The organism is Dyella sp. KRB-257, from assembly GCF_049445995.1.
In the GTDB taxonomy this organism is placed as follows: domain Bacteria; phylum Pseudomonadota; class Gammaproteobacteria; order Xanthomonadales; family Rhodanobacteraceae; genus Dyella_A.
Genome location: NZ_JBMSDZ010000010.1, coordinates 73302 through 94998 on the forward strand (window position 1 = coordinate 73302; position 21697 = coordinate 94998).

At 65.8% G+C, this 21697-nt stretch carries 17 protein-coding genes; 2 read left to right on the plus strand and 15 right to left on the minus strand.

Annotated features, from left to right (window positions below; genetic code table 11):
• The first annotated feature begins 29 nt into the window (after positions 1-29).
• Positions 30-1673, plus strand: coding sequence for a GMC family oxidoreductase (locus tag ACO2Q2_RS09945; RefSeq protein ID WP_423255611.1), 1644 nt, complete (start codon positions 30-32; stop codon positions 1671-1673).
• A gap of 318 nt (positions 1674-1991) precedes the next feature.
• On the opposite strand, the gene ACO2Q2_RS09950 is transcribed toward ACO2Q2_RS09945, so the two are convergent.
• The 7 genes from ACO2Q2_RS09950 to ACO2Q2_RS09980 all read right to left on the minus strand — a co-directional run bounded on the left by ACO2Q2_RS09950 (position 1992) and on the right by ACO2Q2_RS09980 (position 10853).
• Positions 1992-3173: an acetyl-CoA C-acetyltransferase gene (locus ACO2Q2_RS09950; RefSeq protein WP_423255612.1), complete on the minus strand. Its 1182-nt coding sequence runs from the start codon at positions 3171-3173 to the stop codon at positions 1992-1994.
• Between the two features lie 82 nt (positions 3174-3255).
• Positions 3256-4038: an SDR family NAD(P)-dependent oxidoreductase gene (locus tag ACO2Q2_RS09955; RefSeq protein WP_423255613.1), complete on the minus strand. Its 783-nt coding sequence runs from the start codon at positions 4036-4038 to the stop codon at positions 3256-3258.
• 150 nt (positions 4039-4188) lie between these two features.
• Positions 4189-4968 carry an enoyl-CoA hydratase/isomerase family protein gene (locus tag ACO2Q2_RS09960; RefSeq protein WP_423255614.1) on the minus strand — a complete coding sequence of 260 codons (780 nt, stop codon included), beginning with the start codon at positions 4966-4968 and terminating at the stop codon, positions 4189-4191.
• Positions 4969-5283: 315 nt separating this feature from the next.
• Entirely contained in the window at positions 5284-7272 is a 1989-nt protein-coding gene (locus ACO2Q2_RS09965) for an acetyl/propionyl/methylcrotonyl-CoA carboxylase subunit alpha (RefSeq protein ID WP_423255615.1), read from the minus strand.
• Positions 7273-7369: 97 nt separating this feature from the next.
• Positions 7370-8971 (minus strand): acyl-CoA carboxylase subunit beta, encoded by a 1602-nt coding sequence (locus ACO2Q2_RS09970; protein WP_423255616.1) that lies wholly within the window; start codon positions 8969-8971, stop codon positions 7370-7372.
• A gap of 232 nt (positions 8972-9203) precedes the next feature.
• On the minus strand, positions 9204-9872 hold the full coding sequence (locus tag ACO2Q2_RS09975) for a glutathione S-transferase family protein (protein WP_423255617.1): 669 nt from the start codon (positions 9870-9872) through the stop codon (positions 9204-9206).
• A gap of 24 nt (positions 9873-9896) precedes the next feature.
• Complete coding sequence (locus tag ACO2Q2_RS09980) at positions 9897-10853, minus strand: alpha/beta fold hydrolase (RefSeq protein ID WP_423255618.1); 957 nt, start codon at positions 10851-10853, stop codon at positions 9897-9899.
• 273 nt (positions 10854-11126) lie between these two features.
• Between ACO2Q2_RS09980 and ACO2Q2_RS09985 the strand changes: the two genes are divergently transcribed.
• Positions 11127-12746, plus strand: coding sequence for a class I adenylate-forming enzyme family protein (locus tag ACO2Q2_RS09985; protein ID WP_423255619.1), 1620 nt, complete (start codon positions 11127-11129; stop codon positions 12744-12746).
• A gap of 71 nt (positions 12747-12817) precedes the next feature.
• Here the strand turns inward: ACO2Q2_RS09985 and ACO2Q2_RS09990 are convergent, their stop codons facing one another.
• From ACO2Q2_RS09990 to ACO2Q2_RS10025, 8 genes are all read right to left on the minus strand, one after another.
• On the minus strand, positions 12818-14641 hold the full coding sequence (locus ACO2Q2_RS09990; RefSeq protein ID WP_423255620.1) for an acyclic terpene utilization AtuA family protein: 1824 nt from the start codon (positions 14639-14641) through the stop codon (positions 12818-12820).
• Positions 14642-14690: 49 nt separating this feature from the next.
• The gene (locus ACO2Q2_RS09995) at positions 14691-15839 is read right to left on the minus strand and encodes an acyl-CoA dehydrogenase family protein (RefSeq protein WP_423255621.1); all 1149 of its coding nucleotides are present in this window, start codon (positions 15837-15839) and stop codon (positions 14691-14693) included.
• A gap of 87 nt (positions 15840-15926) precedes the next feature.
• Positions 15927-17678 carry an acyl-CoA synthetase gene (locus ACO2Q2_RS10000; RefSeq protein ID WP_423255622.1) on the minus strand — a complete coding sequence of 584 codons (1752 nt, stop codon included), beginning with the start codon at positions 17676-17678 and terminating at the stop codon, positions 15927-15929.
• Between the two features lie 95 nt (positions 17679-17773).
• The gene (locus tag ACO2Q2_RS10005) at positions 17774-18601 is read right to left on the minus strand and encodes an SDR family NAD(P)-dependent oxidoreductase (RefSeq protein ID WP_423255623.1); all 828 of its coding nucleotides are present in this window, start codon (positions 18599-18601) and stop codon (positions 17774-17776) included.
• A gap of 71 nt (positions 18602-18672) precedes the next feature.
• On the minus strand, positions 18673-19098 hold the full coding sequence (locus tag ACO2Q2_RS10010; RefSeq protein ID WP_423255624.1) for a MaoC/PaaZ C-terminal domain-containing protein: 426 nt from the start codon (positions 19096-19098) through the stop codon (positions 18673-18675).
• Between the two features lie 16 nt (positions 19099-19114).
• The gene (locus ACO2Q2_RS10015; protein ID WP_423255625.1) at positions 19115-19558 is read right to left on the minus strand and encodes a MaoC family dehydratase N-terminal domain-containing protein; all 444 of its coding nucleotides are present in this window, start codon (positions 19556-19558) and stop codon (positions 19115-19117) included.
• Positions 19559-19574: 16 nt separating this feature from the next.
• Positions 19575-20759 carry a lipid-transfer protein gene (locus ACO2Q2_RS10020; RefSeq protein WP_423255626.1) on the minus strand — a complete coding sequence of 395 codons (1185 nt, stop codon included), beginning with the start codon at positions 20757-20759 and terminating at the stop codon, positions 19575-19577.
• A gap of 201 nt (positions 20760-20960) precedes the next feature.
• On the minus strand, positions 20961-21641 hold the full coding sequence (locus ACO2Q2_RS10025; RefSeq protein ID WP_423255627.1) for a transglutaminase-like domain-containing protein: 681 nt from the start codon (positions 21639-21641) through the stop codon (positions 20961-20963).
• Positions 21642-21697 lie beyond the last annotated feature (56 nt).

Genomic DNA, 21697 nt, shown 5'->3' on the forward strand with positions numbered 1-21697 from the left:
CGTGTTCGACCATTGAAGGAGACAGTCTCATGCACGACTACATCATCGTGGGCGCCGGCTCTGCCGGCTGTGTGCTGGCCAACCGCCTTTCCGCGGATCCGGCCGTGAAGGTTCTGCTGCTCGAGGCGGGCCCGCCGGACACCAGTCGAGCGATCCATATTCCGGCGGGCGTCGCCGCGGTGATGCCCGGCTACCTGTATCGATCGCTCAACTGGGCCTTCAAGACCGAACCTCAGTCCGGCCTGAACCAGCGGCGGGGTTACCAGCCGCGCGGCCGCACCCTGGGCGGGTCCAGTTCGATCAACGCCATGATCTACATCCGAGGGCAGCGCAGTGATTACGACCACTGGGCGGCGCTGGGCAATCCAGGGTGGTCGTACCAGGACGTGCTGCCCCACTTCAAGCGCACGGAGAACAATGAGCGCGGCGCAGACGTCTACCATGGCGTCGGCGGCGAACTCAATGTCGCCGACCTGCGCTCGCCGATGGCCATCGACGAGGCCTTCATCCAGGCCGCGGAGCAACAAGGCCTTCGCCGCAACGCCGATTTCAACGGCGTCGAGCAGGAAGGCGTGGGCTTGTACCAGGTCACCCAGAAAGACGGCGAGCGCTGGAGCGCTGCCAAGGGCTTTCTCACCCCGGTCCTCAAGCGGCCCAACCTCACCGTGCTCACCGGGGCCCACACCACCCGGCTGCTGCTGCAGGGCAAGCGCGCGGTAGGCGTCGCCTATCGCAGAAACGGCAGGATCGAGGAGGCCAGGGCCAAAACCGAGGTGATCCTGAGCGCCGGCAGCTTCCAGTCGCCGCAACTGCTGATGCTCTCGGGCATAGGGCCGCGCGACGAACTGGAGAAGCACGGCATCGGCGTCGTCCACGAACTACCGGGCGTGGGCCAAAATCTGCAGGATCACCTAGACTACGTCAGCTGCTATACCTCGTCCTCAACCGACCTGTTCGGCTACTCCCTGGCTGGCGGCTTCAAACTGCTCGGCGCGCTGGGCGAGTACCGCAAGCAGCGCTCCGGCATGCTCACCACCAATTTCGCCGAGGTCGGCGCTTTTATGAAAAGCGATCCGAACTTGGAGGCACCCGACCTGCAATTGCATTTCGTGGTCGGCATCGTCGATGACCACAGCCGCCGGTTCCACTGGGGCCATGGTTACAGCTGCCACGTCTGCGTGCTGCATCCCAAGAGCCGCGGCCAGGTCGGCCTGCATAGCGCCGATCCCTTCGCTGCGCCACGCATCGATCCGAATTTCCTGGGCGAGGACGAGGATGTGCAACGGCTGCTGCGCGGCGCCCGGCTCATGAACCGGATCATGGAGGCACCGGCGCTGGCGCCCTTCCGCGGGCGCGAGATCTATGGCGGTGCGAGCATGAGCGACGCGCAGCTGGTGCAGCTCATCCGCCAACGGGCGGACACCATCTATCACCCGGTGGGCACCTGCAAGATGGGTAGCGACGCGATGGCGGTGGTCGATGTCCAACTGCGCGTGCACGGCATGGAAGGGCTGCGCGTGGTTGACGGATCCGTCATGCCTACGCTCGTTGGCGGCAACACCAACGCGCCCATCATCATGATGGCCGACAAGATCTCGGAAAACATCCTGGCGGACAGGCTGCCATCGGCATCGGCCGTGCAGACGGCCATGCCGGCGACCGTGCTGGCCTGAGCGCCGGCAGATTGCCGACGCCTAGTCCACTCTGGCGGGATGGAGCTGGTGCGCGTCATGCGCAAGCCGGCGCACACGGGTTACGTGCCGCGCCAGTTCCGCCACCGCGTTAGATTGAATCGCATCGGCCGCGGAAGCAGTCCGCAAGCACGCGGTTCGGTCCAGATCCGTTGCGACATCACCTCCCTTGTGCGGGGTGGTTTGCGTTCAGGACGGGAGGCCACGCCCGCGCCCCGGCTGCACGAGCCGGCCAGACAGCGGCGCAGGGTCGCCTCGCAGCAAGCCCATGGCCGGGCCGCCCGCTGCAAGTCCGCCGGCCTACAACCGCTCGACGATGGTGATGTGGGCCATGCCGCCGCCTTCGCACATGGTCTGCAGCCCAAAGCGGCCGCCGGTCTGGGCCAGACCATACAGCAGCGTGGTCATCAGTTTGGTGCCTGAGCTGCCCAGCGGGTGGCCCAAGGCGATGGCCCCACCATGCACGTTGAGGCGGGCCGGATCGGCGCCGGTAACCTGCAGCCAGGCCAGTGGCACCGGGGCGAACGCCTCATTCACCTCGAACAGGTCGATGTCGCGGATCGACAGGCCAGCCTTCTTCAGCGCGCGCTCGGTAGCCGGGATCGGCGCCTCCAGCATGATCACGGGATCATGGCCGATCACGCTCATGTGATGGATGCGCCCCAATGGCTTGACCCCCAAAGCCTTCAGGCCGCGCTCGTTCACTACCATGACGCCGGAGGCGCCATCGCAGATCTGGCTGGCGTTAGCCGCCGAGATGCAGCCGCCTTCCCGGATCGGCTTGACATTGCTGATACCCTCCAGCGTGGCGTTGAAGCGGATGCCCTCGTCGAGGGTGTGCATCTCACCGTTGGCGCCACCTTCCTGCAGGCGTACTTCCAGCGGCAGGATCTCCTGCATGAACTTGCCCGCCTGCGCCGCCTGAGTCGCGCGCTGGTGGCTCAGCAGGGAAAACGCATCCAGCTGATCCTTGCTCAGATGGTATTTGGCGGCCATCATTTCCGCGCCGGCGAACTGGCTGAATTCTTCCACGCCAGGGTACCGGGCGCGGATCGCGGGGCTCATGTAATCGCCCAGCCCCGCCTTGCGCGGCAACACCACGGCGGCGCCCATCGGCACCCGGCTCATGCTTTCCACGCCAGCGGCGATCACCACGTCCATCGCCCCGGACATCACCGCCTGCGCGGCGAAATGCAGGGCCTGCTGCGAACTGCCGCACTGGCGGTCGACTGAAGTGGCCGGCACCGCCTCGGGCAAGCGCGAAGCCAGCACGGCATTGCGCGCGATGTTGGAGGCCTGCTCGCCGACCTGCCCCACGCAACCCATGATCACATCCTCGACCAGGGCCGGATCGGCGCCGCTGCGATCGAGCAGCGCATTGAGCACCTGCCCGGCCAGGTCCGCCGGGTGCCAGCCGGAAAGCCGGCCGCCCTTGCGGCCGCCGGCGGTGCGGGTGGCCGCCACGATGTAGGCTTCAGCCATGTCTGTATCCTCGGATGGATGCCGGATCGACCCGGCGTGCAGGGAGTGCCATGTGGCGCGAAGTGCGCCGGGCGGAAGTGATTCAGCGAGGAGGCATGCGGATCGCGCCATCCAGGCGCACGCTCTCGCCGTTGAAGTACTCGTTTCCGATAATCGCCTCGGCCAGTGCGGCAAATTCCGCAGGTTGACCCAGGCGCTTGGGGAATGGTACCGAGGCGGCCAGCGCCTGCTTGACGTTGTCGGGCAGGCCGGCCATCAAGGGCGTATCGAAGATGCCCGGCATGATGGTATTGACGCGGATCCCTTCATTCATGAGGTCACGGGCGATCGGCAAGGTCATGCCGACGATGGCCGCCTTGGAGGCGGCATAGGCGGCCTGCCCGATCTGGCCATCTTGCGCCGCCACCGATGCGGTGTTGATGATCACGCCGCGCTCGCCATTGGCCAGCGGCTGGAGTTGCAACATGCCGGCGGCCGATTTTGCCGCGCAGCGGAAGCTGCCGACCAGGTTGATCTGGATGATCTTGTCGAACTCGGCCAGCGGAAAGTGGCTGATCGCACCGGTCTCCTTCGCACGGGAGGCCGTCTTGAAGGCGTTGCCGGTACCGGCACAGTTGACCAGGATGCGCTCCTGGCCGATGGCTTCGCGCGATTTCGCGAAGGCGGCATCGACATCGGCCTCGGAGGTGACGTTGGTGCGGCAGAACACGCCGCCCAGTTCTTTCGCCAGCGCCTCGCCCTGGTCCGGGTTGATATCGAACAGCGCCACCTTGACGCCGGCGGCAGCCAGGCGGCGGGCCGCCGCCGCGCCCAGACCGGACGCACCACCGGTGATCACGGCGGTGATGGAGGAATCGAGTTTCATGGGGTCGTCCTGAAAAAATGGCAGTGCAGGAGGGGCCTACACCTTAGCCCCGGTGCCAGACCGGCAGCATCGTCCGAATCGACGATCCGGCGCGCAGGCGTGAGGGCACAAGCGCTGGCCGCCTGCCGGTGCACCGACGGCGGGTCGCGCTCACCGGCCCGTCCAGCGCGGCGGGCGCTTTTCATTGAAGGCGGCCATGCCTTCGCGCGCATCCTCTGTCAGGGCCAGTGTGCCGATCTGGGTTTCGGTGTAGGCAATGGCCTGCTCGAACGACATCGCCTCGATCGCCCGCATGGCCGCCTTGCCGCGGCGTATGGCCGTGGGTGACTTGTCCACCACGCGCGCCAACAGCCAGTCCACTTTGGCATCGAGCTCGGCCGCCGGCACCACGTAATTGACCAGTCCGTGTTCACGCGCGACATCGGCGTCGAACGGCTCGCCGGTGATGCACCATTCGCGCAGCACCCGCGGCGGCACCAGCCGCTGCATCAGGCTAAGCACCTGCATCGGAAACACGCCCACCCTGACCTCGGGCAGGCCGAAGCGCGCGTGATCGGCCGTCACCGCCATGTCGGCCATGCAAAGCAAGCCCATGCCGCCGGCCATGCAGACGCCGTTGATTCGCGCGATGCTGGGGAGTGTCGAATTCGCGGCCAGCCGCAACAGGTCGGCATACGCCGTGGTGGGTTGGGCGTAATCGAAGGCGAAGCCCGCGCCCGGCTGCAGATCGGCCCCGGCGCAGAATGCCTTTTCGCCGCTGCCGGTGAGCACGATGGCGCGTACCTGTGGATCGGCGTGGGCATTGGCATAGCCCGCCCGGATGCCGTCGATCACCGCCTGGTTGAGCGCATTGCGCTTGTCCGGGCGATTGAGCGTGATCCAGTAGGCCGCTCCCCGCCGTTCCAACAAGACCCATGGCTGTTCTGTCATTTCATGTCTCCTGTCGTATCGGTCGGCGGCTCATCGCTGCGCAATGGCCGACCATCGTTGTATAGGCATGGGAGCGGATCGACCGTGAAATCGCTTTCGGTCACCGCCTTCCGGGTCAGCCCCGCCTGAATGCCTCAGAGGCTGTGAAAAATTCGACCGCCGTAGCGAGGGCGTCGCCGGGCGTTCGTGACAAGGTGCGTTGTGGGCAAATCCGGGGAGTTTGGTGAACCAAATGACCTGGATTTGCCCGCAGCGCGCCGCCGGCACGAGCGTCCGGCGGCGGTCGCAGTAGGTGGGCGATTTTTTCACAGCCTCTCAGGGCGCTGGCTCAGAAGGCGGGGACGCGGGCTCGATTTCCGCGAGCACCCGCGTGGCCGCCACCTGATCGCCCTCGGCAACGCTCACGGCGAGCACCTTGCCGGCCACCGGCGTCTGATGCACGTGCTCCATCTTCATGGCCTCCAGCACGAGAATGGGCTGGCCGGCCTGCACGATGTCGCCCTCGCTGACCAGCACGCTCACCACCCGTCCGTTCATCGAGGCGCGGATCTTGCCATCCCCCCCGGTGCCTTCCCCACGGCTGGCGGCGGCATGAGTATGATCCTCCACACGATAGGCTTGCCCGCGATAACGCAACAGCAGCAGGTGGCGGTCGCGCACGAACGCGGCGCGCTCGCCGAGGCCGTCGCCGACGAAGCGCACCTGGGTGCCCTCGATCTGCATCGTTTGCAAGGTGAAAATGCGTTCGGCCAGCATGATCTGGAATTGGCCGTCCTCGCACTTGTTCACCGCGAGCGTGCATCGTTCGGCGCCGATGCCGAGATGGAACACCACCGAACCGCGCGCGGCGATCCGGCTGACGCCGTGATCGCCGCCATGCTCATCGGTGGCATACAGCAGCATTGCCGCCAGCGCACTGGCGCGGGCGCGATTTTCCGGATCATCTCCCCATAGCGCGGCACCGTGCTCGGCGACGAAAGCCGTGGTGGCCTCGCCGGCAATGAAGGCCGGCTGGCACAGGCACTGGATGAGAAACGCCTGGTTGGTTTCCACACCCAGCGCAACGGCATCTTCCAACCCTGCAAGCAGCTTGCGCCGCGCCGCTTCGCGATCGCTGCCGCTGCCGACCAGCTTGGCGATCATGGAGTCGTAGAACGGCGGAATCTCGGCACCCGATTCCAGCGCGTGCTCGACCCGGATCGACTCGGGCATCTGCCACAGCAGCATTCGACCGCTCTGCGGCATGAAAGATTGCGCCGGGCTTTCCGCACACAGGCGCACTTCGATGGCGTGTCCGCACAGGTCGACATCGTGCTGCTGCAGCGCCAGCGGTTCGCCGGCCGCGATGCGCAGCTGCAGCTCCACCAGATCCAGGCCGGTGACCGCCTCGGTCACCGGGTGCTCCACCTGCAATCGGGTGTTCATTTCCATGAAGTAGAACTGGCCCTGCCCGTCCAACAGAAACTCCAGCGTGCCGGCGCCTTCGTAGCGGATCGCCTTGACCGCGGCGACCGCGGTGGCGCCCATCCGCTCGCGCAGCTCCGCGCTGACGGCCGGCGAGGGCGCCTCCTCCACGACTTTTTGGTGCCGGCGCTGGATCGAGCAGTCGCGCTCGCCCAGATGGATCGCATGCCCGTACCGATCGGCCATGATCTGGATTTCGATATGGCGTGGCGCCACGATCGCCCGCTCCAGGATCACTTCGGGATCGCCGAAGGCGCTTTGTGCCTCTGAGCGCGCGCGGCGCAGTGCCTCGGGGAAATCCACCGCCTGCTGCACCAGCCGCATGCCGCGCCCGCCTCCGCCGGCGGTGGCCTTGATCATTACCGGGAAGCCGATCCGCGCGGCCTCCTGGATCATCCTGGCCTCGCTTTGGTCTTCGCCATGGTAGCCGGGTACGCAGGGCACGCCGGCGTCCATCATCAACTGTTTGGCGCCGGCCTTGTGGCCCATGGCGACGATGGCCTCGGCCGACGGGCCGATGAACACGATGCCGGCCTTCTGGCAAGTGCGGGCGATCGCGGCGTTCTCGGCCAGGAAGCCGTAGCCCGGGTGAATCGCATCGGCCCCGCTGAGCTTCGCCGCTGCGATGATCGCCTCGATGCGCAGATAAGACTGGGCCGGCAATGCCTCGCCAATGCATACCGCCTGGTCAGCCGCCGATACATGGCGCGCCAGCCGGTCGGCGGTGGAATACACCGCCACCGTCCGATAACCCATGGCTCGGGCAGTGCGCATGACCCGCAGGGCGATTTCACCCCGATTGGCGATGAGGATCTTGCTGAAGGGCGTGGCTTGGATCATGAAGATTGCGTTCCGTGAAGGAAATCCGGGCTGCGCGAGCGCTCTGCCGCCGGGGCGGCGGCAACGTGGTGACGATCGAATGCGGCGCCGCGCAACCTCAGGGCCGCGCCACCGAGAACTGCATCGGCTGCGGATGGCTGGCGTCGGCTTCGCGACACACCGAAAACACCAGGGCGAGCACCGCGCGGGTATCGCGCGGGTCGATCACACCATCGTCGAGCAACCTGGCGCTGGTGGCGAACACGTCCATCTGGCTCTCGAAGGTGCGCACGATCTGCTGCTCCAGCGCATCGAGCTTCTGCCGGTCCACCTCGCCACCCTTGCGGAGCATCGCCGCTGCGGTGACCATGCTCATGGTCTTGGCGGCCTGCTCGCCCCCCATCACCGCCGTCTTGGCGTTCGGCCATGAGAAGCAGAAACGCGGATGGAAGCCGCGCCCGCACATGCCATAGTTGCCAGCGCCGAAGGAGGCTCCGCAGTACAGCGTGACCTGCGGCACGGTGGCGTTGGTTACCGCCTGGATCATCTTGGCGCCGTGCTTGATGATGCCGCCCTGCTCGTAGTCGCGCCCAACCATGAAACCGGTGGTGTTGTTCAGGTACAACAGGGGGATGCGCGCCTGGCAGCAGGCCTGGATGAAATGCGTGGCCTTGGTGGCGCCGGCCGGGTCGATCGGCCCGTTGTTGGTGATGATGCCGATGGGCATGCCCTCGAGGGCGGCATGGCCGCAGACCGTGGCCGGACCGTAGTTGGCGCTGAACTCGAGAAAGGCGGAATCGTCGACGATCCGCGCGATGATTTCCTTCATGTCGACCGGACGCTTGTGGTCCATCGGCATGATACCCAGCAGTTCCTCGGCATCGTAGCGTGGCGCGCGCACGGCGCGCACCGGATCCTGCACACGGTGACGGTTCCAGTCCAGGCTGCTGATGATCTCGCGCACCAGCCGCAGGGCATCACGGTCATCCTCGGCCAGGTAATCGCCCAGGCCCGAGATGCTGGTGTGCATCTCCGCGCCGCCGAGTTCCTCTTCGGTAGCGACCTCACCCGTGGCGGCCTTGAGCAAGGGTGGCCCTGCCAGGAACGCGCGCGATCGCCCGCGCACCATGATGATGTAGTCCGACAAGCCGGTCTGGTAGGCGCCGCCGGCGGTAGAGGAGCCATGTGTCACCGTGATCACCGGCAACCCGGCGGCGGACAGCCTCGCCAGATTGCGGAACATGCTGCCGCCGTAGATGAACTGCTCGACCTGATACTTCAGCAGATTGGCGCCGGCACTCTCCACCAGCTGCACGAACGGCAGCTTGTTCTCCAGCGCCAGCTCCTGGATGCGCAGCTGCTTGTCCAGCCCCATCGCCTGCATCGCGCCGGCTTCGATGCCCGAATCCGAGGCACTGAGCATGACCCGCACGCCGCAGATGTAGCCGATGCCCGCGATGATGCCGCCGCCGGGCACGCTCTTGTCCGGATCGCTGGTATCCATGCCGTAGCCGGCCAGGGTCGACAGCTCCAGGAATGGCGCGCCCGGATCGAGCACCAACGCGATGCGCTCGCGCGGCAGCAGCTGGCCGCGTTTCTCGAAGCGCGCGCGCGAGGCCGCCGAGGCGTCACGGGTGCGCGCCTCCAGCTTCCGTACCCGGCCCAGCAGCGCCAGCATGCCCTCGCGATTGGAACGATAGGGCTCCGCGCCCGTGGACATTCTCGATTCGATGACAGTCATATGGCCAGCTTGGCAGATATCCCGTTCAAGGCGTCGGGGGCGCAACGGCATGTACCCTCACCACCCAGCATGAGTGCACTGTATCGGCGCCCCGCCATGGGTGTCTTGTGCCAAGTGGCTGTACCGACGGACGCGATGCCGCCTCGCCTGTTCATACAGGCGACGCACCCGGGATGCCTCGCACCAGAGGCCACGGATAACCGGCGACGCGTTACCCGCCGGGCGCGGACAATGGCCCGCTACTGATGCCCTGTTCGGCCGCGGCATGACGCTGACGTTCCAGTGCCTTGACATAGCCAGGACGCTGCGCGAGCCGTTCCCAGTAGGCAGTCACCGCGGGGGGAAACCGCCCGGAAAGCCCGGTCATGTGGGCCAGCATCAGTGCATAACCGACCGAGATGTCGGCAACGGTGAAACGACCGGCGCACAGGTAATCGCTGCCTGCGACCAGCCCATCGATGGCTCGTAGCCGGGCAAGGAACCATTGCCCGTAGTCTTCCACCACCTGGGGCAGACGGCGCTCCGGTGGTTCGAACCGGCCATAACGCAGCACCAGGGTTTGGGGAAAGGTCAGTGTCGCCTCGCCGAAATGCAGCCAATTGAGGTATGGGCCGTAGGCCGGGTCGGATGCCGGCACGTCGAGATCGGTAGGACCATAGCGGCTGGCAAGGTACTGGCAAATCGCCGCCGATTCGGTCATCAGCATCTCGCCGTCGAAAAACGCGGGTATCGTGCCGAGCGGGTTGATCTGCAGGAAACTCTTGTCACGCACGCGCGGCGGAAACGGCAGCATCGTGAGTTCGCAAGTCAGGCCCATCTCCTCCATGGCCCACAGGGGGCGAAAGGAACGGGCATTCTCGCAGTGATACAGCTTGAGCATCGTATGGACTCCGTGATCTGGCTTCTAGGACGCTGAATGCGCATGGCGGTCATCATCACCGGAGGCATTGATGCCAAGCAGCTGGCGTGCCGCCTTCACCACGAGATCGGTGCGCTCCATGGGCACGAAGTGGGTGGTTCCCACTACCGACTCGATGCGCGCCTGCGGCAGCAGTCGATGGAGCAGGCGCCGCGATGACATCGGAAAGGTGGAGTTGCTTTCACCGCCCAGCGCGATGATCGGACAGCGTACCTTGCGCACCGCCGGCCAGGGATGGTGTTCGGTCGCCGCGAACGAGGTGCTCTCCCACTCCGGCGTGCAGACGAGACGGACGCCGACGTCGTCTTCCATGAAGGCATGGGCGACATAGGCCTCCACCCATGCCGCCGGCCAGGTGGCGAAAGCACCGCGCCCCAGGTAGCGCTGCAAGGCCTCCTGACGCGTGGAAAACTGATTGCGCCGCCGCGCCGCACCCGCAGCATAGACGGTCCTGTGCGCCCGCCGAAGGTGCTTGGCCAGGGCCATTTTCAGACCTTCCCAGCGCCCTATCAGCACGGGTTCGACCAGCAGCAGACCATGCACCTTGTGCGGAAAGCGCGATGCCGCCATCAGGCTCACCGTGGCGCCCACGGAATGCCCGGCGAGCCACAGCGGTTCTTCGCTGGCTTGCAGCAGGTCGCACAGGTCGTCGTAATAGGTCGACCAGCCATGGAAACTGCCCAGCGGGGCGATGCTGCGGCCATGACCGCGCATGTCCCAGGCGCTGACGTTGGCGAACTGCGCCAGTTCGTCCAGCAGCGGGGTATAGGTGCGTGCATGAAAACCGGTGGCGTGCGCCCAGTGCAGCGCCGGGCGACCTGGAAGCTGCGGCCAGCGCCAAACCGCCAGGGTGACGTCGTCACGCGTGTGCAGTCGCTGCGGATCGCCGAGTGGTCCGCTGCTGGGGACAGCGGGTGGGACGGGCCGCGTGCCGGCGGGCAATAGGGGCTGAATCATCAGGCGATGCGGCTTCCATCAGGGTGGGGCGGCCTTGTGCCGAGGGGGCCATGGCCTCGGCGGGATTGACCCGAAGCGTACATTTTCTTCCAATCGACGCCCTGCATCCTTCGTCCGAAGCGACGATTTCGCGCCAATGAGCTCTGGCACGCACGCCGATTCGTCCGAAGCGACGAAGGCAAGTCGACCTTGCCGCTGCAAAATGTCGCCCATGGCCACGCCCCGGACATGTGGTATCGCAAGGAGTCTGCCGCATCTATGATCCTGCATTCGCCGTCGATGATTGAGCGCTATACCCGGCAGGGCTACTGGGGCAATCGCACGCTGCTGGATCGCTTCGCCGCCTCATGCGCCGCGCACCCACAGCGGCCGGCGGTGGTCGATCCGCTCGACCGTGACCAGCTGCTCGGAACGCCCCCGCGCAGCCTGCACTACGCCGAACTGCAGGCCGCCGTCGACGCAGTCGCCGGCGCACTGCAGCGCCGCGGTCTGCGCCAGGACGATATCGTCATCGCGCAGCTTCCCAATGTGTGGGAGCTGGCGATGCTCTACCTGGCGGTGGCCAAGGCCGGAGGCATCCTGTCGCCTCTGCCGATGCAGTGGCGCAGCCACGATGTCGGTTATGTCGCCGGACTGGCCGAGGCGCGTTTCTACATCGGCACGGAAGGGTTCAAGGGTTTCGACTACCTGGGCATGGCCCACGAGCTGGGCATCGAGCAGGTGATCTCGCTGCACGAGCTGGACGCGATGGCGCAAACGCCCGGCGCCGCGCCGGTCGATGTGCGGGTCGATGCCAACGACGTCTTCACCCTCTGCTGGACCTCGGGGACCGAGGCCGAGCCCAAGGGCTGCCCGATGACCCACAACGTCTGGCAGTTCATGGGCTCCCGGCTGGTGCATCTGTGCGGCCTGCAGGATGGCTGTCGCCAGCTTTGCGTGGCGCCGCTGGTCAACATGACCGGGGTCGGCGTCAACTTCATTCCCTGGCTGCTGACCGCCGGCACCCTGGTGCTGCACCATCCACTGAATGCCGAAGTCCTGCTGCGCCAGCTGACCGGGGAGAGTATCGCCTTCACCATCCTCGTGCCGGCGATACTCAACACCATCGTCAAGCTGCCCAACGTGGATCAGCTGGACTTGTCCAGCGTGCGCACCATCACCACCGGCTCGGCGCCACCGTCGGCCTGGAGCCTGCAGGAGTTCAAGCGACGCTGGGACATCGAGATCGTCAATATCTGGGGCCAGAACGAAGGCAGCCATCTGGTCGCCGGTCCCGATGACGTCCCCGAGCTGGAAAAACGCGTCGATCACTTTCCCTTCTGGGGCTTGCCCGGTCGCCACTGGCCTTCGGGCATGGAGGATGGCCTGAGCCTGAAGCTGCTCGATGACACTGACAACGAGCTGCGCGCGCCAGGAGCCATCGGCGAGCTGTGCTTCCGCGCGCCCAGCCTGTTTCCCGGCTATTTCAAGCGGCCCGACATCACTGCACGTTCGTTCACGCAGGACGGATACTTCCGCACGGGCGACCTGTTCATATTGCACGATGCCAGCTCGCTGGGTTTCTACGACCGCAAGAAGGACATGGTGATCCGTGGCGGTTTCAATATCTCCAGCGCCGAGGTCGAAAACGCGGTCCAGGGGCATCCGAAGGTCGCCGATGCCGCCGTCATACCGGTGCCCGACGAGATCATGGGCGAGCGCGTGTGCGTTTGCGTGGTGCTGCGCGACGCCAGCGTCACGCTCACCCTGGAGGAACTGGTCGACTGGCTCAAGCAGGACGGCATGAGCCTGTACAAGCTGCCGGAACGGCTGCGGATCGTGAGCGAAATCCCGCGCAATCCAGTCGGCAAGATCCTCAAGACGAAGCTGCGGGCATAGCCACACGGGACATAGCCGCACGACTGCCACACACCGTGGCATGCCGGTGCGTGCCGCCTCGCCGAACGCCCCTATTCCGGCACCACGCCCCACCGGCGTGCTTCCTCCGGCGGCACCGCGATGGGCATGTCCAGCAGCATCTGCCCGTAGGTCTTGCCTTGCGGGTCCAGATGCAGCGACACCACGCCGCCGCCGTCCAGCGTGGCATGCAGCAGGAAGTTCATCGCATGGATGCCAGGCAAATCGAAACGCTCGACGATCCCTTGCGTGAGGTGGGCGAAGTACCGTTTCACCACATCGGCGGTCAACGCGGCGCGCAGCACCGGTAGATATTCCGCGCGGCGGGCGATCACCCCGATATTGGCCTGGTCGCCCTTGTCGCCACTGCGGGCCACCGCCAGCCGCCACAGCGGCACCTGCATGGCATCGGCTGAGGCAGGTGTGGCCAGCGCCGGCTGGCCGGAACGATCCGCCACGCTGCCCGGCACGCCGCCGCGCCCCTTGGTGACAATATGCGTGGCGGCGACAGGCTGTCCATCCACGCGCACGTCCACCGTGACCTGATCTTTGTCCAGCAGGAACGAATACAGGCGCACCAGCGGGGTCGGCCGGGGGCGGCCGGGGGACAGCGCGGTCAGCCCGGGCGACATCGACAACGCCGAACCGACGAATTCCTTGGAAAACAGCTCCACGCCTTCGCGACGCGCGTGGTGCACCCCCAGGCGCAGCACCACCTCGCGATTCTGCAAGGCGCGCGGCGCGGCATGCGGACCGTAAAGCGATTCGCTGCCGACGACCTGCAGGGCGGTTTTGCGGTAATCGCCCAGGTGCAGCTGTTCGAGCATGCCTCGCGTCTTGCCCAGGATCGCCTCGCCCTGCCGCTGCGCACGCTGCACCGCCTGCCGCCCGGCGACCACGAAGGTGCCGATGCATCCGTAGCCATCGGCGTAGGTCGCGCTGACCTTGTAGCTCGCCGAGGGTTCGCGTCCGCGCGCGCCCGTCACGCGCACCCGATCCGCGCCGACCGCCTGCATGGCGACGTGGCTGAAATCGCAGCTCACATCCGGCAGCAGATAGGCCGCCGGGTCGCCGATCTCGTACACCATCTGCTCGCCGACGCTGAGCGGGGAGACGAGGCCGCCGGTACCGGCCGGTTTGGTCATCACGAAGCTGCCATCGGCACGGACCTCGGCAATCGGATAACCGGTGTTCTCCCACCCTGTTTCGGTGGCCTCCCAGTCGGTGAAATTGCCGCCGGTGGCCTGCGCACCGCACTCGAGCAGATGGCCCACGAGCCCCGCGGCGGCCAGCCGGTCGTAGTCGTCGGGTTTCCATCCGAACTCGTGGATCAGCGGACCGGCGGCCAGCGCACTGTCCACGCAGCGCCCGGTGACCACGATGTCGGCGCCCGCCTCCAGCGCGGCGGCAATCGGGAATGCACCGAGATAGGCGTTGGCGCTCATCAGCCGTTCGGGCAGGGGCTCGCCGGTGGTCATCTCGCGGATGTCGCGCCGGCGCAACTCATCGGTGCACGGCAGCAGGTTGTCGCCCTCCACCGTACCGATCTTCAAGGGAACGCCGGCCTCCCGCGCCAGCTGCTCCAGCGCCCGGCGGCAGGCACCAAGGTTGACACCGCCGGCATTGGCGATGACCTTGATGCGTCGCCGCGAGATTTCGCCGAGCAGTGGCTTCATCACGCGCGAAATGAAGTCGGTGGCGTATCCCTGCTCGGGGTCGGCGGCTTGCGCCTTGGCCAGGATCGACATGGTGATCTCGGCAAGATAATCGAGTATCAGGTAATCGACATGGCCCGACTGCACCAGCTGGAATGGCGCCGCCGCCGAATCGCCCCAGTAGCCCGAGGCGCCGCCGATTCTCACTACCTTGTCCGTCATGGAGCCGTCACCTTTTGGGATGTTTTTCTTTGCGCAAGCCGGGGAAACGTCAGAGGCCGAGCTGGCGCGCGGCCAGGTCGCGCATGATTTCCTCGGCGCCGCCGCCGATGGCATTGACACGCACCTCGCGGTAGATGCGTTCGGATTTGCTGCCGCGGATGTAACCGGCCCCGCCCAGCGTCTGCACCGCCTCGCGAGCGCAGAACTCCATCGTCAGCGTGGCCTGGTTCTTCAGCAGGCAGGTATCGGCCACCGGGTTGTCGCCGTGCTCGACGCGCCAGGCGAGGTTTTCGAGATAGGCTTGGGTGGCGTGGATGCGCATGGCCATGTCGGCCAGCTTGTGGCGTACCACCTGGTGCTCGATCAGCGGCCGGCCGAAGGTCCTGCGTTCGCGCGCATATGCCGCCACCTCATCGAAGCACGCCTGCGAAAAACCATTGCAGCCGGCGGCCAGGAACAGCCGCTCGTGGTTGAAGTTCTGCATGATCAATTGCGAGCCGCCATTTTCCTTGCCCAGCAGGTTTTCCACCGGCACGCGGCATTCGTCAAAGTACAGCGTAGCCGTGTCCGAACACCACCAGCCCATCTTCCGATCCAGCGCGGTTCGCGTGAACCCCGGACGATCGCGTTCGATCAGCAACAACGAAATGCCTTTGTGGCCACGCTCGCCGGTGCGCACCGCGACGGTGTAGTAATCGGCGCGCATGCCGGAAGTGATGAATGTCTTGGAGCCGTTGACGATGTAATGGTCGCCCTCGCGCCGGGCGGTGGTGCGCAACGCCGCCACGTCGGAGCCGCCGCCGGGTTCTGTGATCGCCAGCGCGCTGATCTTTTCGCCGGCAAGGATCCCCGGCAAGACGCGTGCCTTCAGTTCCGGGCTGCCGTTGCGCGCGATCGGCGGGGTGCCGATGGTGTGGCTGAGCAGGCTGGCCGGCAGCCCGCCAACGCCAGGGCGAGCCAGTTCCTGCGCGCCGATGATCAGGTAGAACAGATCGGCCTCGATGCCGCCGTAGGCTTCCGGATAACCCATCGGAATCAGGCCGATCTCGGCCGCCTTCCGGTACAGTTCGCGGGGAAAGCTTCCCGCCTCGTCCCAGTCGGCCGCGAAAGGCTCGACCTCGCTGGCCACCCAGCGCCGCAGGCTGTCGCGGTAGGCCTCGTGTTCGGCAGTGTAATAGGGGCTGCGTACAGTGCTCATGATCCATGCTCCAGAAATAAGGCCGACGGGAATGATGAGAGGCATTGGCCGCAGGCGCCCGCTTCGGCGCGCCCGGCAGCTCCACCGTCAGCTGATGGGTGGCTTGTCGGTGCCGATCAGGCTCCGGCGCAACTCGCGCTTGAGCACCTTGCCGGTGGCTGTGCGCGGCAGCGCGGGCACTTCGACCACCTGCTTGGGCACCTTGAAATGGGCCAGTTTGCCTTCGCAGAAGCGGCGTACCTCATCCAGCGCGAGGTGCATGCCCTCCTTGGGTGCCACCACCAGCAGCGGCACTTCGCCCCACTGGGCGTCCGGCACCCCGATTACCGCGGCCTCGCGCACCGCCGGATGACGGTAGAGCACCTGCTCGACTTCGGTGGGGTAGACGTTTTCGCCGCCGGAAATCAGCATGTCCTTGATGCGGTCGACGATGTAGAAGAATCCTTCCTCATCCTGACGGGCCAGATCGCCACTGTGAAACCAGCCGCCCCGGAAAGCCTCCTCCGTGGCCTCGGAACGGTTCCAATAGCCGATGAAAAGGTTCGGCCCGCGCAGGACCAGCTCGCCGGTTTCGCCCGGGGCGACGTCCTGGTCGTCCGCATCCACGATGCGCATCTGCATGTGCGTCAGCGGTTTACCCACCGAGCCGTTCTTGCGCAGGGTGTCCTGACTGCTCAGGAAACAGGCATTGGGCGCAGTCTCGGTCATCCCGAACCCCTCCAGGAAACGCAGGCCGCGCTCCTGGAAGAACTCGATCACGGTGATTGGACACGGGGCCCCGCCGGACATCAGCACGCGCAGCGACGACAGGTCATAGCGGTCGATGTCCGGCAACTGACTGATCGCCAGCCACATGGCCGGCACCAGGAACAACGTGGTCACACGCTCGCGCTCGACCAGGCGCAAGGTCTCGGCGGGGTCAAAATGCGGATGCATCACCACCTTGGCGCCCTTGTACAGGGCGGGCAACGTATGGATGTTGAGGCCGCCGATGTGGAACAGCGGCGCCACCGTGAGCACCACGTCATCAGTGACCAGTGCGCTTTCGCTGAGCAGCAGGTTGAAGGCGTTCCAGGTGGTGTTGCCATGGGTCAATACCGCACCCTTGGGGCGCCCGGTCGTGCCGGAGGTGTACATCATCAGATGCGGATCATCCTGCGCCACGGGCGTGACCGATGTGAGCGCCTGGGCCGCCGCCAGCACGTCCTCGTAGTCCTCGTCAGCGGGCATGGGGTCGCCGGCGGCTGTCACATAAAGCGCGTGCTCCAGCGGAGTGTTGCGCCGGATCGGTGCCACCAGCGGGGAAAAGGTGGTGTGGTAGACCAGCACGCGCGCGCCGCAATCGTCGAGAATGAACTCCACCTCGGCGGGACTGAGGCGAAAGTTGATCGGCACGGCAATCGCACCGAGCTTGGCGCAGGCAAACAGCGTCTCGATGAACGCATTGCCATTGAACAGCAGCAGCGCCACGCGGTCGCCCTTGCGTACACCGCGCGCTGCCAGCACGCCAGCCATGCGACGACAGCGGTCACTCAACTGACCATAGTCCAGTCGGCGGTCACCGACGACCAATGCCTCGCGATGGGGATGATGCAGGGCGTGATAGTCCAGCCAGTCGCCGATGCCGCCGACGTAGTGGACGTTGCGTGCGTGCTCGCCTTGCGCGTGCTCGCCTTGCGTGAATGCAGCCATACCCGTCTCCGTAGTTTTTTCTGCCAGAGCCGGAGCTTCGATCCCGCGGTGGCGCGGGTTGCCGCGCTTCGCGCACCGCCATCTCCGCTGAGCCAGCCGGCGCCAGCTCCAGCGGCCTGGCCTGCGGCTGCCGGCGCGTGGTGTCACTCGCCGGATCCGCCTGGCCACACTCCTGCCTCTTCGCTGAGCTTAGCGAACCAGCGTGAAGAAGGTCTTGCGTGAACTGGCTGTCCCGCGCACGCTCAGAATGGCACCCCGCCGGTGCAAAGCAGGGTTTGACCGGTCACATAATTGGATTCGGGCGTGCATAGCAGGTACACCGAACCGGCCGCCTCGTCCGGCGTTCCGCCACGACCCAGCGGAATCGAGCGCTCCATCATGGCCAGCAAATCCGGGTTGACGCCGACCTTGATGTTGCGCCCTTCCACGTCGATGGCAGCCTCGCCGCCGGCCGGTGCTTCGGTCAGCCGGGTTCGGATCAGGCCGAAGGCGACGCAATTGACGTTGACCTTGTAACGCCCCCACTCCTTGGCCAGCGCCATGGTCAAACCCACCACGCCGGCTTTGGCGGCGGAATAGTTGGCCTGCCCGGCGTTGCCGCCCAGGCCGGCGATCGACGAGATGTTGACGACCTTGCGGTATACCTCGCGACCGGCGTCGGCCTCCTTCTTCGCGGCGGCGCGGATGAACTCCGAAGCAGCCCGAAGGATCTTGAACGGGGCCGTCAAATGCACGTCGAGAATCGCCTGCCACTGCTCGTCGGTCATTTTCTGGATGACGTTGTCCCAGGTGTAGCCGGCGTTATTGACGATGATGTCCAGGCCGCCGAAACCCTCGATGGCGGCCTTGACGAAGGTCTCGGCGAAGCCGTCGGCGGTGACGTTGCCGACACACATCATGGCCTGGCCGCCAGCGGCCTGGATGTCTTTCAACGTCTGTTCGGCCGGCGCCGGATCGAGATCGTTGATCACCACGCGGGCGCCTTCGGATGCGAGCTTCATCGCGATCGAGCGGCCAATGCCGCGGCCCGAGCCGGAAACGATGGCTACCTTGCCTTGAAGTTTGCTCATGGTGCCTCTCTTGGATCTTCTGGATGAATGGGATGAACGGATGGAGCGTTCGTGATGCCGCGGTGGCTGGCTCAGTCGAGTGCGATGATCGCCTCTCCCGTCAGGGTGATCTCGCCCGACGGCTTGGCGACGGATAGCTCGACGCGCACGCACGGTCGTCCCGCGTGCTCGAGCGCCTCCACCACCGTGCCGTGGCAACGCACCGAATCGCCGACGTGGGTGATCGCGGCGAAACGCACGCCATAGCTCAGCAGCTGGCGCTGCGGCACCCACTCGGTGAGCGTACGGGCCAGGTAGGCCATGGACAGCATGCCCTGCGCGAATACGTCGCCGGCACCGGCACGGCGGGCGAAATCGATATCAATGTGAATCGGGTTGTGGTCGCCCGAGGCGCCGGCGAACAAGGCCAGCGTGGTGCGACTGATCGGCGGCATTTCCAGCGTCGGCATGGTATCGCCGACCTTGATGCTGGTCTGCCTGGATGTGACATTGCTCATGACGGTTTCATCCCTGTCAGGCGTGGCGAACGACGAGGACCGAATGCAGGTCGGCTACGTGTTCGCCGAACTGGTTGGTCACCACCGTGTCATAGACAACGAATTCGAGCGCACCGCTCTTCTTGGCGTAGATGTCGCTGACCGTCGACTGCAGGGTCAGCGTATCGCCTGCGCAGATAGCGCGGTGGTATTCGAAACGCTGCTCGCCATGCAGGATCTTGCCCAGGTCGATCTGCAGCGTCTCGAGGAGTTTCATCATCGCGCCCGAATCCCCGTCGGCGGCGAAGACGAAGGTGGGTGGTGCCACGATGCCGCGATAGCCTGCCGCCTTCGCTGCCGCCTCGTCGAAATACATCGCGTCGGTCAGCCCGATGACGTTGGCGAAAAAGGCAATGCGGCCTTTTTCCACCTCCCATTGCGTGGCCGGCGGCGCGTAGCCGATGTGTTTCTGGTCGATCATGGGAACGTCTCCGGACTCACGTGGCCTGATAGAGCGTCACCACGCAGGCGCCGCCCAGGCCAAGGTTGTGCTGCAAGGCCACCCGCGCGCCAGGCACCTGGCGCGTGTCGGCCGTGCCACGCAACTGGTGAGTGAGTTCGTAGCATTGCGCCAGGCCGGTGGCGCCCAGCGGATGCCCCTTGGACAGCAGCCCGCCCGACGGGTTGGTCACCACCTTGCCGCCGTAGGTGTTGTCACCGTCGAGCACGAATTTTTCCGCGCCGCCTTCCGCGCAAAAGCCGAGCGCCTCGTAGGTAATCAGTTCGTTCTGGGCGAAGCAATCGTGCAGCTCGACCACATCCACGTCCTCCGGTCCGATGCCGGCATGCTCATAGACCTGGCGCGCCGCCTCGCGGGCCATGTCGTAACCGACCAGGCGCATCATGTCGTGCAACTCGAAGGTGCCGGGAAAGTCGGTGGTCATCGCCTGCGCCGTGATCTGCACCGTGGTGTCGATGGAATGCCTGCGCGCGAAGTCTTCGGAACACAGCACCGCGGCTGCCGCGCCGCAGGTGGGCGGACAGGCCATCAGACGGGTCATCACGCCTTCCCACAGCATGGGTGCGTTCATCACGTCCTCGACCGAGACCTCCTTGCGGAACAGCGCCAGCGGGTTGTTCAGCGCATGGCGGCTGGCCTTGGCACGGATAGCGGCGAAGGTTTCCAGCCGGGTCCCGTACTTGTCCATGTGGGCCTTGCCGGCCCCGCCGAAGTAGCGGATGGCCAGCGGAATCTCAGGATGCCCGACCAGCTCGTCGGTCACCCGGTCGAACTCCTCAAACGGGGTTGGCCGGTCATCGAACTGGGCCTTGATGGCCCCTGCAGCCATCTGCTCGAATCCAAGCGCCAGCACGCACTCGGCCGAACCGCCGACGATGGCCTGGCGCGCCAGGAACAGCGCACTCGAACCGGTGGAACAGTTGTTGTTGACGTTGACGATCGGGATGCCGCTCATGCCCACCGGATACAGCGCGCGTTGCCCGCAGGTGGAGTCCCCGTAGACATAGCCGACGTAGGCCTGCTGGATCAGCGCGTAATCCAGGTGCGCATCGGCCAGCGCCTGCCGCGCGGCCTGCGCGCCCATCTGGTGATAAGGCGCGCTGGCGCCCGGCTTGCTGAAAGGGATCATGCCGACCCCCGCCACGATGACTTTCTGATTCATGAAATGCTCCTGGGAAATTCGGCCTGCCCACGCCGGGGCGGCGAGGCCGGGTGAAAAAGTTGGCATGCCGGTACCCGGTTGACCGTTGGCGAACGCATCGATCATGCACGACCACGGTCGTGCATGATCGATGGATACGGCCAAGACCGGAGCATGGCGACATGCCGACGATCGGCCATTTCCACTCAGCGCCCATGAAAGCTAGGCGCTGCGGACTTCGGCGGCAAAGTCGGCATCCACTGGCGCGGCAGCGGCCATGCGTGGATACAGCCGCCGCATCTCGGCCATCAGCATCTCCACTGGCACGTCCTGCCAGCTGCCGTGGTATCGCAGATACTCCATGTACTGCTGACCCGCGCTGTTGTAGCGGTGGAACAGCGCGTCGTGGCGGCCGTCGAATTCCAGCAGCGACACGTTCAGCCGGCGGCATAGCCGCGCGTCGAAGGTCGGCGTGACGCGAACCCAGCGATCCTCCAGGTACAACTCCGCAAAGCCGTGGTAGTAGAAAACATCGCTGTCCATCAGCTCGCGCAAGCGCACCGAGGTGAGGTGATTGCGCACGTCGGCAAGCCCGATGCGCGCCGGTACGCCCAGGTGCCGCGCGCTGGCCGCAAGCAGCGCCGCCTTGCCCACGCAATAACCACGGCCCGCCGCCAGGCAACTGCTCGCGCGGTAGCTTTCGCGATCGGTGAGATCGGCATATGGGGTATAGCGGATCGCGTCGCGCACCGCCACGTAAAGCGTGCGGGCGACATCGATCGGCGTTTGCGCGCCGCGTGCCGCATCCTCGGCAAAAGCGCGCACCTGCGGGTGCGCGGCGTCGATATATTCGGTGGGCGAGAGATACTCGCCAGGGGCCAGGTCCTGCGGTTTTGAAGTCATGGCGGGCACCCTTCGTCGTGTCTGTGGTGGTGGAAGCTAGTCCAGCTTGCCGCGTG

Coding starts and splice junctions, on each gene's coding strand:
- ACO2Q2_RS09995 (WP_423255621.1), bottom strand. CDS start 15,839: ATGAGCACTGTACGCAGCCCCTATTACACTGCCGAACACGAGGCCTAC.
- ACO2Q2_RS09985 (WP_423255619.1), top strand. CDS start 11,127: ATGATCCTGCATTCGCCGTCGATGATTGAGCGCTATACCCGGCAGGGC.
- ACO2Q2_RS09970 (WP_423255616.1), bottom strand. CDS start 8,971: ATGTCCACGGGCGCGGAGCCCTATCGTTCCAATCGCGAGGGCATGCTG.
- ACO2Q2_RS09975 (WP_423255617.1), bottom strand. CDS start 9,872: ATGCTCAAGCTGTATCACTGCGAGAATGCCCGTTCCTTTCGCCCCCTG.
- ACO2Q2_RS10025 (WP_423255627.1), bottom strand. CDS start 21,641: ATGACTTCAAAACCGCAGGACCTGGCCCCTGGCGAGTATCTCTCGCCC.
- ACO2Q2_RS10020 (WP_423255626.1), bottom strand. CDS start 20,759: ATGAATCAGAAAGTCATCGTGGCGGGGGTCGGCATGATCCCTTTCAGC.
- ACO2Q2_RS09960 (WP_423255614.1), bottom strand. CDS start 4,968: ATGACAGAACAGCCATGGGTCTTGTTGGAACGGCGGGGAGCGGCCTAC.
- ACO2Q2_RS09990 (WP_423255620.1), bottom strand. CDS start 14,641: ATGACGGACAAGGTAGTGAGAATCGGCGGCGCCTCGGGCTACTGGGGC.
- ACO2Q2_RS09955 (WP_423255613.1), bottom strand. CDS start 4,038: ATGAAACTCGATTCCTCCATCACCGCCGTGATCACCGGTGGTGCGTCC.
- ACO2Q2_RS10015 (WP_423255625.1), bottom strand. CDS start 19,558: ATGATCGACCAGAAACACATCGGCTACGCGCCGCCGGCCACGCAATGG.
- ACO2Q2_RS10005 (WP_423255623.1), bottom strand. CDS start 18,601: ATGAGCAAACTTCAAGGCAAGGTAGCCATCGTTTCCGGCTCGGGCCGC.
- ACO2Q2_RS09965 (WP_423255615.1), bottom strand. CDS start 7,272: ATGATCCAAGCCACGCCCTTCAGCAAGATCCTCATCGCCAATCGGGGT.
- ACO2Q2_RS09945 (WP_423255611.1), top strand. CDS start 30: ATGCACGACTACATCATCGTGGGCGCCGGCTCTGCCGGCTGTGTGCTG.
- ACO2Q2_RS09950 (WP_423255612.1), bottom strand. CDS start 3,173: ATGGCTGAAGCCTACATCGTGGCGGCCACCCGCACCGCCGGCGGCCGC.
- ACO2Q2_RS10010 (WP_423255624.1), bottom strand. CDS start 19,098: ATGAGCAATGTCACATCCAGGCAGACCAGCATCAAGGTCGGCGATACC.